Consider the following 13,889-nt stretch of genomic DNA (forward strand, 5'->3'; position numbering starts at 1 on the left):
TTAGCGTTTTAAAACCTGATCTATTGTACTGCTAATATGCTTTAGAGAAAATGGCTGAATAATTTTTGGTGAGAAATCACTTAACTCATTCCATAACTCATTATTAGTATAAAGCGCCATAATTTGATTAGCAAAGTCTCTTTTATTATTTGCAATCATGGTTTGACTAAATGGAGAAAAATCGAAACCTTCTGCTCCAATATCTGTAGTTACAACTGGTAAACTATACTCAAAACTTTGTCCTATTTTTCCTTTAACACCTGCGCCATATTTTAATGGCGCCACAAATAATTTTGCTGTTTTATAATAGAGAGATACATCTTCTACAAAACCTATAACATTAAACTTTTTAGAGTGAAGCTCTAAAACTGTTTGTGTTGGATAACTACCAACAATATTAACTTTAATCTCTGGATGTGTTTCCCAAACCAATGGCATAATTTCATTATGTAAATACAATACAGCATCTTCATTTGGCATGTGCTTAAACCCACCAACAAATAGCAAATCTTTACGGTTTTCTACTGTTAAAAATTCATCTGTTTTTTTTATATAATCGTGAACATTACCTATAACGACCATTTTTTCTGGCTTATTATAATGTTTCAGTAGTTCGGTTTTATCATCTTCAGAAATTACTATAATACTATCGGCTTGATTGCAGTTATTTAATTCTATTTGTAAATAGCGTTCTGCTTCAGTTTTTGTGTTTAAATCTTGTGAGTCTTTAAATTCTCTACTTAACCTTAAATAATGAAAATCTACCATATCAAAAACCAACTTAATATTAGCATTTGCTTGTTTTATTTGTTGGTAATATTTTTCAAAAATATTTGGTCTATGTAACCATGCAATATCCAATTTTGGTGCAATTTTATATATAAAAAGTTCTTTAGTTACCAATACATCACTTTGGTCTACAGTTGGTTCGTAAACATTTACACCAAGTGCTTTAAACTTTTCTATATAATCGCTTTTATACTTGTATTGCTTTAAATCTGCTACTAAAAATACAGCAACATCTTTTTCTAAAAGTAATTTTATAATTTCGGTTAACCGTCTAGAACCAGAATCTTTATTAAATTCTGGCACAATTTGATCTATAATTAAAACATTAGTTTTTTTAAAAACGTAGTGTTCTAAATTAAAACGCTTATTCTCCTTAATTAAACGGTTTCTAAGTGCATTATTTTTGTACTTAACTTTTATTTTTTTGAAAAAACTCATAGAATATATTACATCATTTAGGTTGCATTAAAAACCATGTGTATTAAATTTATTGAAAATATTTAGCATTAAAAGCGTCTACTTCTTTCTCCATTTTTTCTATCATATTTTCCATTATAGACTCTGTAGATAAATTGAACGAAATACTTTCATGCTGAGACAGTTTAGATATTAAATGGTCGCGATTTGCTTTTTTATAAGCTGCTTTCGAGATTTTAAACCATTTTTTTCGTTTTAATATTGGCGCTTCAATAAAACTGTTTTCTTTAATATCTATAGATAACATCCAATCGTTCCATTTCCATTCACTTACACGTTCTCCTTCATACATATGTGCATTAAAACGTAAACGCTTCCAAGGTACTCTTAAAGCATCTGCCAAAATACAACCATGCATTGCTTCACTTATAACTTGTTCACTTTTTGCAATATCAATCATAAATTGTTCTACGTTACCATCTGTTGGTAAAATAAGATTCCAACCTAAGCCATCGCAAATAGATTTCCAGTCTACTTTATCTAATGATTTAAAATACGGTATAAAACTAATTTTATGTTTTTTAGGTAAGTTTAAATAGGTTTTATATTGTGGCAAAAGTACTAAAAAATAAGCACCATCTGCAATGTAATTATTAGCTTCTTTTGTTAACCTTAATGAGCTATAAGGACCACGTACAAATCTAATATCCCAAGAGTCATCAAAATTAAAGTTTTCATTTATAGAGCGAACTCCTGTACTAAAAATTACTTTTTTTTCGCTTTTATTAGCTAGTTCTATAAATTTCGAGTTGCCCATTAAAATTGAGCCAATACCCATAAAAGCAACATCGTTTCGTTTATTAAAAAAGTTGTCTCCAAAAACTTTAGGCCATATCCATAAATTTAAATCGTCTCCAAAATTTCCATGATCTGATTTATAATAAACTAATTTCATTTACTTTTGTTTTACGCAAATATATAATAAAATTGAGTGTGGATATTAAATTACTTACTACCGAAGCTGTCACTGTTTTAAAACAAGGTGGCATTATTTTATACCCAACAGATACTGTTTGGGGTATTGGTTGCGATGCAACAAATTATAATGCTGTTAAAAAAGTTTATAAACTTAAAAACCGTGAAGAAAGTAAAGCATTAATTTGTTTGGTTAATAATTATAGTATGCTAGAAAAGCATGTTGATAATGTACCAAATATAGCTTACGACATTTTAGATTTAGCTATAAATCCAACTACGGTGATTTATGATAATCCTGCTGGAGTTGCAGAGAATTTAATTGCAGAAGACAATACACTTGCCATTAGAGTTACTCAAGATAAATTTTGCCAGCACCTTATAAAATATTTAGGAAAACCTATTGTATCTACATCTGCTAACTTAGCAGGAAATCCAACTCCAAAATCGTTTAAAGAAATAGACGAAGCCATTTTAAAAGGTGTGGATTATGTCGTAAATTTGCAAACAGAAAAAAGGTCTACAAACCCATCAACTATTATAAAGTTGAGTAATAACGGAAGCGTTAAAATTATTAGGGAGTAGCAAGGTTTGCATATACAATGAATCACAAAAAAGCACTTAAACACAACATATTTAAAATCATTTCCCAATCTGCTAAAGAGTTAAATCTTGATAGCTATGTAATTGGTGGTTTTGTACGCGATTATTTATTACAACGCGGCAACGCTAAAGATATAGATATAGTTGCTGTTGGTAGTGGTATCGCTCTTGCAAAGCAAGTTGCAAAAAACTTACCAAATAAGCCAAAAGTTCAAGTATTTAAAACGTATGGCACAGCAATGCTTAAATATAACGACATAGAAGTTGAATTTGTTGGTGCTAGAAAAGAATCTTACAACGAAAACAGCAGAAATCCTGTTGTAGAAAACGGCACTTTACAAGATGACCAAAACCGAAGAGATTTTAGCATAAACGCTTTGGCTTTAGATTTATCGCAAGATAATTTTGGAGATTTATTAGACCCTTTTAATGGTGTAGAAGATTTACAAAACAAAATTATACGCACACCTTTAGACCCAGATATTACGTATAGTGACGATCCTTTACGTATGATGCGAGCTATACGTTTTGCTACGCAATTAGGTTTTACTATAGAAAAAGAATCGTTAGATGCTATTACGAGAAACAACAATAGAATTAAAATAATTACCAAAGAACGTATTGTTGTAGAATTAAATAAAATATTAGAAAGTAAAACACCATCAATTGGCTTTTTATTACTTGAGAAAACGGGATTACTTAAACATATTTTACCAGAATTAACGGCTTTAAAAGGTATTGATGAAGTTGAAGGCCAACGCCATAAAGACAATTTCTACCACACACTTGAAGTTGTAGATAATATAGCAAAACATACAGATGACGTTTGGTTGCGTTGGGCTGCATTATTACACGACATTGGAAAAGCACCAACAAAAAAATTCTCTAAAAAAGTAGGCTGGACATTTCATGCGCACGAATTTGAAGGCTCAAAAATGGTATATCATTTATTTAAGCGTTTAAAAATGCCGCTTAATGAGAAAATGAAATTTGTTCAAAAATTAGTATTTATGAGCTCGCGACCAATTGTTTTAGCTCAAGATATTGTAACAGATTCTGCCGTAAGACGCTTGGTTTTTGACGCTGGAGATTATGTAGATGATTTAATGACACTTTGTGAAGCAGATATTACAACCAAAAACCCTAAGAAATTTAATAAATATCACAACAACTTTAAAATTGTTAGAGAAAAAATAATTGAAGTTGAAGAGAAAGATAGTATTAGAAATTTTCAACCACCAGTAACTGGTGAAGAGATAATGAAAACCTTTAATTTAAAACCATCTAGAGAAATAGGTATAATTAAAGAAGCCATAAAAGAAGCTATTTTAGAAGGTGAAATACCTAACGATCATGAAGCCGCTTTTAATTTAATGCTAGAAAAAGGAAAAGCTTTAGGTTTAAAAACAAAAGATGAATAAATTAATATACATATTATTAGTACTTTTTTTTACTAGAACTTACTCGCAGGAAGTTACAATAGAAGGCTATGCTTTTAACACATTTGCCTCAAAAAAAGACAGAAAAGTTTCGGTTACTATAAATGATACAATTAATAAACTTTTAGAAGCTGAAAACTATGAAGCTTTAAGAGAATTTGGGGAAAATAAAACCAATTGGAAAAAATATACAACAACAACAAATAGAAAAGGTAAATTTAAAATTAAAGCTAAATTAAACGACTCTCTTACATTTACATCAAAAAAACATAAAACACAGCATTATTTAGTTTCAGATTTATTTAAAAATGAAGAAATAAAAATCAGTTTAAAACGTATTGACTGTAATGATTATAAATGCAATGAAGAACCAAAATTATTAATTTTTTCTGGTAGTAAAATTGATTTAAAAAAAGCTAAGTATAATTATTGCACTTCAAATTTGATGAATTCAGAGTGGATTGCAAAATACACTGTAGACTCCTTGCATCATGGTGATTATACAGATAAAAATATTACATTCCTAATTTCATTACATGCAAGTACGCCTTCATTTAAAGAAAATGAAAATAGATTAGTATATCTATACAATTTTTGCAATAACTATAAGGACATTAAAATATCTGACCCCATTTATAAAACAAAGAATGGTAATTGGGCTACAAATTACTCAAACTTTTTTTTAAACAAAATACCTAAGGAATTAAGACCTGAACCTACAAAAATAGACTTTTTAGAGCCTGTAGTAATTAATTTTCATGAAAGTTGGGATGAAGAGTATATATCTAAAAGATGGTATGAGCCTTTTTATACAATTAAAGGTAGAACAGCTATTGCTAATTATGGTTTCTATATAGAGGAAGCTATAAAAATAAAACTAGCATTCATGAAAAAATATTATTAAAATTAAAGTATGCTTAAAATTTTAAGAACAAACTCTAATAATCAAGATTTTATCAATTTGGTAAAAGAATTAGACAATTATCTTAAAATTACAGATGGCGATGAACATGATTTTTACAACCAATTTAATAATATCGATGTTTTAAAACATGTAGTTGTAGCCTATAAAAACAATCAAGCCATTGCTTGTGGTGCATTTAAACCTTTTAATACTACTTCGGTAGAAATTAAACGCATGTTTACTAAACCAGAATTTAGAGGTTTAAATATTGCCAGTTCAATTTTAAAGAAATTAGAACTTTGGGCTTTAGAACTAGGATATAGTTATTCGGTTTTAGAAACTGGAATTAGGCAAGTAGAAGCTGTAGGATTTTATAAAAAAAGTAACTATAAAATAATACCTAATTACGGCCAATATAAAAACATGGAAAACAGTTTATGTTTTAAAAAACAATTAAGCTAGAAATTTAATTTTTAGGAAAAAGAATATGAAAAAATACTTTAGAACTTTTGCAAAAACAGCCTTAGTTTTAGTTTATCTGGTTATTATTGCTGGCGCAGTAGTTCGCATGACAGGTTCTGGAATGGGTTGTCCAGATTGGCCAAAATGTTTTGGTTATTACATACCTCCAACTCAAGCTTCAGATTTAGAATTTAAACCAAATCACGATTATAAAAAAGGTATTGTAATTATTAAGGATGAAGGTCTTTTAGTTGCACAATCAAATTTTATTTCTTCAGAAAATATAGATTTAAATAATTGGGAAGCATACACAAAACATGATTATGCAAAGTATAACCCATTGCATACTTGGGTAGAATACATTAATAGATTATGTGGTGCATTATCGGGAATTCCAATATTAATATTTACAGTTTTATCCTTTTGGTTTTGGCGAAAAAACAAATGGCTTACTATAATATCTATACTTACAGTATTTGGTATGGCATTTCAAGCTTGGCTTGGTAAAACGGTAGTAGACTCTAACCTTGCGCCTTATAAAATTACCATTCATATGGTAATGGCTTTAGTAATTGTAGGCTTTATTTTATATTTAATTTATGCCTCGAAAACACGTTTTAAAAAACAAATTCAAAATTCTAAATTTAAAAACATTTTACTATTTGCCATTGTTTTAACTTTAATACAAATTGTTTTAGGTACTCAAGTTAGACAGCATGTAGATGAGCAAGTAAAAGCTATAGGTTATGTAAAAGAATTATGGCTGCAAAACCCAACACTTCAATTCTATGTACACCGTTCATTTTCATTTTTAGTGTTTTTTGTAAACGCATGGTTATATATTAAAAACAAACGTTTAAACTTAGGTTATAAAAAAGTAAACTTAATAATTATATGTATTGTTTTCGAGGTTGTTTCGGGCATTGCAATGTATTATTTTGATTTTCCTTTTCTATCGCAACCATTACATTTAGTGATTGCAACTATTTTATTTGGAATTCAATTTTATGTATATTTAGAAAACAGCTATAAAAGTATTTTTATTTCGGAAGAAATATAGAAGACAATCGTACCTTTGCAAACCAAAATTAAATTATGATTTATAGATTTAGAGTCATTCTTGACAATGATACAGAAGAAGATGTGTTTCGCGATTTAGAAATTAGAGAAACAGATACCATGGAAGATTTGCATAATATTATAACGCAGTCTTTTGGTTTTGATGGTACAGAAATGGCATCATTTTATTTAAGTGATGATGAGTGGAATCAAGGCGAAGAAATCTCTTTGTTTGACATGAGCGAAGGCGCTAACCAAGTAAAGCTAATGAACGAAACAGCTTTAGATGACACAGTACATGAGGCACAAACAAAACTTATTTATGTTTACGATTTCTTTAATATGTGGACTTTTTTTGTTGAATTAGCCGAAATCGCTGAAGAAACTGAAGGTGTTGATTACCCTAATTTAATGTTTGTTCAAGGTCAAGTACCAGACTCTGCGCCAGAAAAAGTTTTTGAAGCTGAAAGTGATGATATTTATGATGAATTTGATGATGATTACAATATTGATGATTACGATAATTTAGATTTTGATGAAAACTGGAATTAAAATTCTATTACCGTATTACTTATAAATACACATATAAATTAAAACCATTCTTTCCCAGAATGGTTTTTTTTATGCCTAATTTGTAACAAAAAATAAATAGCATCGTCTTACTTTTAAACCAACCTTTGCCTTTTTTATGGCATCAAAAAATATTAAGAGTTCATGGAAACCATTCTTCAAATAAATAATCTTACAAAAAAATATGGCTATTTAACCGCTGTAAAAGATTTATCTTTTACTATAGAAAAAGGTAATGTATATGGCATTTTAGGACCAAACGGTAGTGGAAAATCTACAACTTTAGGCATTGTATTAAACGTTGTAAATAAAACCAGTGGTGATTTTAAATGGTTTGATGGTAATGCAACTACACATGAAGCTTTAAAAAAAGTAGGTGCTATTATTGAGCGTCCTAACTTTTATCCATACATGACTGCTTTTAAAAATTTAAAATTAGTTTGTAAAATTAAAGGTATTGATGATAGTAAAATATTAGAAAAACTTGAAGTTGTTGGCTTAACAGATAGAAAAGATAGTAAATTTAAAACCTTTTCTTTAGGAATGAAACAGCGCTTAGCCATAGCTTCTGCCCTACTTAATGATCCTGAAATTTTAATTCTAGACGAACCAACTAATGGTTTAGACCCACAAGGTATTCACCAAATTAGAGCTATTATTAAACAAATTGCAAGTCAAGGCACAACTATTTTATTAGCATCGCATTTACTTGACGAGGTAGAAAAAGTATGCTCACACGTTGTCGTTTTAAGAAAAGGCGAAAAATTATATTCTGGCCGCGTAGATGAGATGATTTCAAGTAATGGCTTTTTCGAATTAAAAAGTGACGACAAATCTAGTTTACTTTCTTTTTTAGAAACACATAAAGATATTGATCGTGTTACAGAAAAAGATGGTGTTACAACTGCGTTTTTAAAAGCACCTGTTTCTGCATCAGAGTTTAATAAACAAGCCTTTAATAATGGTGTATTCTTATCGCATTTAGTTATGCGTAAAGAAAGTTTAGAAGAGCAATTTCTTCAGCTTACAGATAATAAAAAATAAAACATCAATCCTGCTAAATTAAAGTTTAGTATTTAAATCATTTCTGAATTATTTCAGCTAAAAACCAACCAATCATGTTACGACTTTTAAATATAGAATTTATAAAACTTTGGAATAATCGCGCTAGTAAAGTGCTTATTCTAGCTTATTTTATTTTATTAACTGCCATTGCTTTAATTGCTGCCATTAAATTTGATATTGGTCCTGTAAAATTTCATCTTGCAGAACAAGGCATTTTTAATTTTCCATATATATGGCACTTTAACACGTTTATTGCTGCTTCACTAAAATTCTTTTTAGCCATTGTTATTGTTTCTATGATGGCTAATGAATATAGTAACAAAACCATTAAACAAAATTTAATTGATGGTTTAAGTAAAAAAGAATTTATAGCTTCTAAATTTATAACTGTTTCAGTTTTCGCACTAATTTCTACACTTTTTGTATTTGTTGTGTCTTTAATTCTTGGTTATTCATTTTCTAGTATTACAGAGTCGTTTCACGTGTTTTCAGACTTAGAATACCTTTTAGCCTTCTTTGTTAAATTATTAGGTTTCTTTTCGTTTTGCTTGTTCTTAGGTATATTAATTAAACGCTCTGCTTTTGCTTTAGGATTCTTATTTGTTTGGTATGTAATCGAAAAAATTGCCTACGCCTTAATAAGGTTTCAGTTTGATGCTACAAAAGATCATTGGGAAGCAATAACACAATGGTTTCCTTTAGAATCTATGTCTAATTTAATAATGGAACCCTTTTCAAGATTAGGTGCTGTTAAAGAAATAGCAAACCAAGTTGGTGAACAATTTAATTTTGACTATAGTTTACATTGGTACCAAGTCGCTATTGTTTTATTTTGGACTGCTCTATTTATTTTAGGCTCTTACCGTTTGTTATTAAAACGTGATTTGTAGGTAATTACCTATTTATTTTAACATACATAAGTTAGATTAACAATTGTATTTATAATATATTTGAATACTACGCTAATCTATTATGAAAAAGGTATTTAATTTCCTACTATTTTGTTGTTGTTTTGCTGTTTACTCGCAACAAGAAGCCTCTAACTGGTATTTTGGCGATAATGCCGGAATTAATTTTGATTTAAATGGAAATGTCACAACTTTAGATAACGGACAATTAGCTACTGAAGAAGGTTGTACAAGTATTTCAGACAATACAGGTAATTTATTATTTTATACCAATGGCGAGAATGTTTACGATAGTTCTCACAATTTAATGCCTAATGGTTTTGGTTTAACAGGTAACCAGTCTAGCACACAGTCTGCTATAATTATACCTAAACCTGAAGATGCAGACATTTATTATATAATTACCCAAGACACAGAGTTTCAAGGTGGTTTAGATTCTGGATTTCGTTACTCTGTTGTAGATATGACTTTAAATGGCGGATTAGGAGATGTAACATTAAAAAATCAGTTTTTATTACATAAAGCTTCAGAGAAATTAAGTGCTGTTTTAAAAGATTGCCAATCACAAAGTATTTGGGTTGTCACATTTGCAGATAGTGATGCGTTAACCAACTCAAATGCAGTTGATAATAATAACAATACATTTTATGCCTTTGAAGTAAACGCTGTTACAGGAATTAATACAACACCTATAGTATCGTCTTTTCCTTTTTCAATTTCAGAAAGAAGAGGTTACTTAAAATTCTCTCCAGACGGTACAAAATTAGCTGCGGCAAATATTACCGAAGGCTTATACCTTTACGATTTTGATACCGCTACAGGTATAGTAAGTAATCCTACTTTTATTAATATAAATTTTATATCGCAAGCTGGAGCACAAAACCCTTATGGTATTGAGTTTTCTCCAGATAACACAAAGCTTTATGTCTCGACTTTTGCCAATGTAGCTCCAGGAGATTTTAATAATGCTAATGCACAATATGGCGCTTTATTACAATATAATTTACAAGCAACAGATATTAGTGCAAGCGAAGTACTTATTGACGAAAGACAAACTTATCGTGGAGGTTTGCAATTAGGACCTAACGGAAAAATATACCGTGCTATGAGTAATACTTACGATCAAGGCACACCTTTTCTATCTGTTATAAATAATCCAAATGCACTAGGTTTAGCTTGCAATTATCAACATAATGCAGTGGCTTTAACTGCTAATTCTAGACAAGGTTTACCTCCATTTATTTCTTCTTTTTTTACTGAAACTATAGATATTATTAAAGATGGAAACAGTACAACATTTTTAAACTTATGTGATGGTGATTTTTACTCTTTAATGGGAGATGATATACCTGGTGCTACCTATACTTGGACTTTAGATGGCAACCTTTTACCAGAAACAGATTTTGATTTAGATATTACAACATCTGGTTTTTATGAAGTATTGATTGAACTTAACGATGGTAATTGTGGCGCTTTAAAAGGAGAAGCCAATGTTACGTACTTCTCGTATCCAGTTGCTAATCAACCTTCAAATATTAGGGTTTGTGATAACAATAATGATAATAAATTTCTTTTTGATTTATCGCAACAAACAAGCGATATCCTTGATACTCAAAACCCACTAACAACAGATGTTATTTATTTTGAGAGTTTAAGTGATGCTCAAGCTGGGATTAATAGTATTAGCGGTTTGTATGAAAATACTTCAAATCCACAAACAATATACGCACGAGTACAACCTACAGGCAATGCAAATTGTTTTGATATTACATCTTTTAATATTCAAGTATTTAGTACTCCGCAAATAAATAATACTAACGACTTTATTGTATGTGATAACGATAATAATCCTATGGATGGATTTTTAACTTTAGATTTAACTACTTTTAATGCAGATATTATTGGGAATCAAAATCCAGCAATTTATACTATTTCATACTATAATAGTTTTGAAGATGCCGAAAATGAACAAAATCAATTACCTAATAACTATACCAATCAAACAGCTTTTAATGAGACTATTCATGTTAGAATTGAAAACAATAATGAAACATCGTGTTATTCTATAGGAAATTTTCAATTAATAATAAACCCTATACCAGAAGCTAACAATACCACACTATACCAATGTGACGATATTAATGCTGTAGACGGTTTTACAACCTTTAACCTAACTCAAGTTATAGATAATATTACACCTACTACAACAAATAGGAGCATTAGGTTTTTTAATTCACAAAACGATGCCGAAAACAATACCAATGAAATAGATGGCAACGCATATAACAATATTACTAATCCTGAAACCATTTACGTTAGAGTAACTAATACTATTACCGGCTGTATTAATACAAGCGAACTAATAATTGAGACTAGCGATACACAAATTAGTAATTATTACGCACCAGAACTTTGTGATGTTTTAAACTCTGAAGATGGTTTAGATACCTTTAATCTAGATGAGTTTTCTGTTCAAATTTTAAACGCATTACCAACAGGTTTAAATATTAATTATTTTGAAACTTATAATGATGCACTTTTAGAACAAAATCCACTAACATCACCGTACCAAAATACTACGCCATATTCTCAAACTATTTATGTTAGAGTTGAAAACAATAATGCCTGTTATGGAATAAATGAAGTATACTTAAAAATTAACCCACTACCTGAATTAGAGACCGAAAACGAAAGAGTTTTATATTGCTTAAATACATTTCCAGAAACACTAACTTTAAATAGTAGTTTAGTTGATGAATTTTCGGGAAACTATAGTTTTAACTGGTCTACAGGAGAAACAACCGAATCTATTCAAGTTAATACTGTTGGTACTTTTACTGTAATCGTTACAAATATTGCATCTGGTTGTAGTAAAACAAAAACTATAATTGTAGAACCTTCTAATACTGCAACAATAGAAGATGTTTTAGTAATTGATGGCAGTTTAAATAATAATCAAATTACAATATTATTTAGTGGTGAAGGCGAATACGAATTTGCATTAACTAATCAAGATGGAGAATCTACACTTTTTCAAGAAAGTAATATATTTAATAATATTTCTCCTGGAATTTATACAGTAACCATTAGAGATACCAAAAATAATTGTGGTAGCGTTACAGAGTTGGTATCTGTAATAGGTTTCCCTCTATACTTTACACCTAATAATGATACAATAAATGACACTTGGCAAGTTTACGGTGTGTCAAGTCAATTTCAACGTAATTCTTTAATTCATATTTTCGATCGCTACGGAAAACTTCTTACTACTTTAGATCCTGCTGGTAAAGGTTGGGATGGTACTTACAACGGAAAAATTATGCCCGCAAATGACTATTGGTTTCATGTTACCTTAGAAGATGGCCGTATTTATAAAAATCACTTTACTCTAAAGCGTTAATAAAATTTATCTGTTTTTTTAGGTAGGTGTTATTTATATAAAGTTGTTTTAAATTTAGTATTCTACTTTTTAAAACCACACTAATATTTAACAATCTTATAAAAACTAATTATATAGTTTATATTTGCTTACTTAATCGCATTTAACCCATTATGAAAAGGATCCTACTAAGTACATTATTTTTTATTTTCTCGTTTATTTCTTTCGCTCAACAACCTAATGACTGTGCTAATGCTCTTACAGTTTGTGGAGATTCAGATGTTGTTTTAGATGTTAACGGACCTGGAAACAATAGTAACGAATTTCCTAATTCTTGCCAGAGTAATGAAAACAATAGCTTATGGCTAGAAGTAACTGTAACAACAACAGGAACTTTAGCTTTTACATTAACACCTAATAGTACTAATATTACTGAGGACTACGATTTCTTTATTTTTGGGCCAAATACTACTTGTGGTAATTTAGGACCAACGATTAGATGCTCAACAACAAATCCACAATCATCTGGTCAAGCAAATAATTTAACAGGGTTAAGTACTTCTGAAACTGACAACTTTGAAGGTCCTGGTGCTGCTGGAAATAGTTTTGTTAGTGCTATAAATGCTAATGCAGGAGATACCTATTTTATTGTTATAGATAGACCTATTGGTAATAGTCCTTTTAGTTTAACTTGGACTGGTACCGCGCAATTTGCTGATGCTCCTATTAGCCAAACTCCTCCTTTTGGAAATGGCTTAGATTTAACCGAATGTGATTCGGTAGCACCATTTAATGATGGTCAAACCCTTTTTAATTTAGAGGAAAACACGCCTTTAATTATAGGTTCTCAATCTAATGTTGCTGTTGCTTATTATGAATCTGAAAGTAACGCTACTATTGCTTCAAGTCCATTAACTAGCCCATATACTAGCAACAATAACGGACAAACTATTTATGCTACAATTACTAACACATCAACAGGTTGTTTTTCAATAGTTGATTTCCAATTACTTATAAATAACAATTCAACTACTGGTTCACCTTCAAACCTAGAACTTTGCGACGATTCATCAAACGATGGCGTAGAAATATTCGATTTAACAACCGAGGAAGCAGTTATTTTAAACGGTCAAGATCCGGCCAATTACACGGTAAGTTATTACGAGCAGCCAGGCGATGTTGCAACAAGTACCAATGCAATAACAACACCAGAAGCTTACCCAAATATGTCAAGTCCACAAACCATATATGTTCGTGTAGACGATAACTCTAATCCAACATGTTTTGGGGAAACAAGTTTTACCATTACGGTTAATCCA

At 30.0% G+C, this 13,889-nt stretch carries 11 protein-coding genes and 1 pseudogene; 10 read left to right on the plus strand and 2 right to left on the minus strand.

Annotated features, from left to right (window positions below):
* Together BM549_RS07045 and BM549_RS07050 are read right to left on the minus strand one after the other, a co-directional pair.
* Positions 1–1,227, minus strand: coding sequence for a glycosyltransferase (locus tag BM549_RS07045; protein WP_290469621.1), 1,227 nt, complete (start codon positions 1,225–1,227; stop codon positions 1–3).
* 49 nt (positions 1,228–1,276) lie between these two features.
* On the minus strand, positions 1,277–2,161 hold the full coding sequence (locus BM549_RS07050; RefSeq protein WP_290469622.1) for a polysaccharide pyruvyl transferase family protein: 885 nt from the start codon (positions 2,159–2,161) through the stop codon (positions 1,277–1,279).
* 38 nt (positions 2,162–2,199) lie between these two features.
* On the opposite strand from BM549_RS07050, the gene BM549_RS07055 reads away from it, so the two are divergent.
* From BM549_RS07055 to BM549_RS07100, 10 genes and pseudogenes are all read left to right on the plus strand, one after another.
* Entirely contained in the window at positions 2,200–2,766 is a 567-nt protein-coding gene (locus tag BM549_RS07055) for an L-threonylcarbamoyladenylate synthase (protein WP_290469623.1), read from the plus strand.
* A 17-nt stretch (positions 2,767–2,783) separates the two neighbouring features.
* Positions 2,784–4,205, plus strand: a complete 1,422-nt coding sequence (locus BM549_RS07060) for an HD domain-containing protein (RefSeq protein ID WP_290469624.1) — start codon at positions 2,784–2,786, stop codon at positions 4,203–4,205.
* Entirely contained in the window at positions 4,198–5,127 is a 930-nt protein-coding gene (locus BM549_RS07065; protein ID WP_290469625.1) for a hypothetical protein, read from the plus strand. Before BM549_RS07060 ends, BM549_RS07065 begins: the two co-directional genes overlap by 8 nt.
* Positions 5,128–5,136: 9 nt before the next feature.
* Positions 5,137–5,589, plus strand: a complete 453-nt coding sequence (locus BM549_RS07070) for a GNAT family N-acetyltransferase (protein ID WP_290469626.1) — start codon at positions 5,137–5,139, stop codon at positions 5,587–5,589.
* A 25-nt stretch (positions 5,590–5,614) separates the two neighbouring features.
* Positions 5,615–6,649, plus strand: coding sequence for a heme A synthase (locus BM549_RS07075; RefSeq protein WP_290469627.1), 1,035 nt, complete (start codon positions 5,615–5,617; stop codon positions 6,647–6,649).
* Between the two features lie 35 nt (positions 6,650–6,684).
* Entirely contained in the window at positions 6,685–7,200 is a 516-nt protein-coding gene (locus BM549_RS07080) for a hypothetical protein (RefSeq protein WP_013868866.1), read from the plus strand.
* 162 nt (positions 7,201–7,362) lie between these two features.
* On the plus strand, positions 7,363–8,262 hold the full coding sequence (locus tag BM549_RS07085; RefSeq protein ID WP_290469628.1) for an ABC transporter ATP-binding protein: 900 nt from the start codon (positions 7,363–7,365) through the stop codon (positions 8,260–8,262).
* A 74-nt stretch (positions 8,263–8,336) separates the two neighbouring features.
* Positions 8,337–9,173 carry an ABC transporter permease subunit gene (locus BM549_RS07090; RefSeq protein ID WP_013868868.1) on the plus strand — a complete coding sequence of 279 codons (837 nt, stop codon included), beginning with the start codon at positions 8,337–8,339 and terminating at the stop codon, positions 9,171–9,173.
* 82 nt (positions 9,174–9,255) lie between these two features.
* On the plus strand, positions 9,256–12,591 hold the full coding sequence (locus tag BM549_RS07095) for a T9SS type B sorting domain-containing protein (protein ID WP_290469629.1): 3,336 nt from the start codon (positions 9,256–9,258) through the stop codon (positions 12,589–12,591).
* A gap of 152 nt (positions 12,592–12,743) precedes the next feature.
* Positions 12,744–13,889: pseudogene (locus BM549_RS07100) on the plus strand (hypothetical protein); the annotation flags it as partial.

This window comes from Lacinutrix sp. MedPE-SW (assembly GCF_001874145.1).
GTDB lineage: Bacteria > Bacteroidota > Bacteroidia > Flavobacteriales > Flavobacteriaceae > Lacinutrix.

What these genes read in the sequence shown, in the direction of transcription:
- BM549_RS07045 (WP_290469621.1), bottom strand. Translation starts at nt 1,227, where the DNA reads ATGAGTTTTTTCAAAAAAATAAAAGTTAAGTACAAAAATAATGCACTT.
- BM549_RS07050 (WP_290469622.1), bottom strand. Translation starts at nt 2,161, where the DNA reads ATGAAATTAGTTTATTATAAATCAGATCATGGAAATTTTGGAGACGAT.
- BM549_RS07060 (WP_290469624.1), top strand. Translation starts at nt 2,784, where the DNA reads ATGAATCACAAAAAAGCACTTAAACACAACATATTTAAAATCATTTCC.
- BM549_RS07065 (WP_290469625.1), top strand. Translation starts at nt 4,198, where the DNA reads ATGAATAAATTAATATACATATTATTAGTACTTTTTTTTACTAGAACT.
- BM549_RS07070 (WP_290469626.1), top strand. Translation starts at nt 5,137, where the DNA reads ATGCTTAAAATTTTAAGAACAAACTCTAATAATCAAGATTTTATCAAT.
- BM549_RS07075 (WP_290469627.1), top strand. Translation starts at nt 5,615, where the DNA reads ATGAAAAAATACTTTAGAACTTTTGCAAAAACAGCCTTAGTTTTAGTT.
- BM549_RS07080 (WP_013868866.1), top strand. Translation starts at nt 6,685, where the DNA reads ATGATTTATAGATTTAGAGTCATTCTTGACAATGATACAGAAGAAGAT.
- BM549_RS07085 (WP_290469628.1), top strand. Translation starts at nt 7,363, where the DNA reads ATGGAAACCATTCTTCAAATAAATAATCTTACAAAAAAATATGGCTAT.
- BM549_RS07090 (WP_013868868.1), top strand. Translation starts at nt 8,337, where the DNA reads ATGTTACGACTTTTAAATATAGAATTTATAAAACTTTGGAATAATCGC.
- BM549_RS07095 (WP_290469629.1), top strand. Translation starts at nt 9,256, where the DNA reads ATGAAAAAGGTATTTAATTTCCTACTATTTTGTTGTTGTTTTGCTGTT.